The sequence below is a fragment of the Stenotrophomonas sp. GbtcB23 genome, assembly GCF_019091045.1.
Lineage (GTDB): Bacteria > Pseudomonadota > Gammaproteobacteria > Xanthomonadales > Xanthomonadaceae > Stenotrophomonas > Stenotrophomonas rhizophila_A.
Map to the genome: position 1 here is coordinate 1 of NZ_JAGXKC010000714.1, position 233 is coordinate 233.

At 70.8% G+C, this 233-nt stretch carries 1 protein-coding gene; it reads right to left on the minus strand.

All coding sequences use genetic code 11. From position 1 onward, the window contains the following. The coding region (locus KVS69_RS20670) for a hypothetical protein (RefSeq protein WP_217540218.1) at positions 1-212 on the minus strand (212 nt) is incomplete at its 3' end. Between the last annotated feature and the right edge of the window lie 21 nt (positions 213-233).

Genomic DNA, 233 nt, shown 5'->3' on the forward strand with positions numbered 1-233 from the left:
CCGATGTTCTCGCCATCGCCCTCGAAGCCGGCGTCGATGGTGCCCGGCCCGCCAGCGGCAACCGGCGCGTCGACCACGGCAGGCGCCTCGACAGCCGACGTAGTGGAGAACTGCGCGGCGGCGGCATCCAGCTCGGCAAGGAAGCGCGCGGATTCGTCGTCCAGCTCGGTCTTGCTGGTCACCGCTTCCTGCACGCCAGCGACGGAGCCCACGCCCGTTGCTTCGTTGGCAGC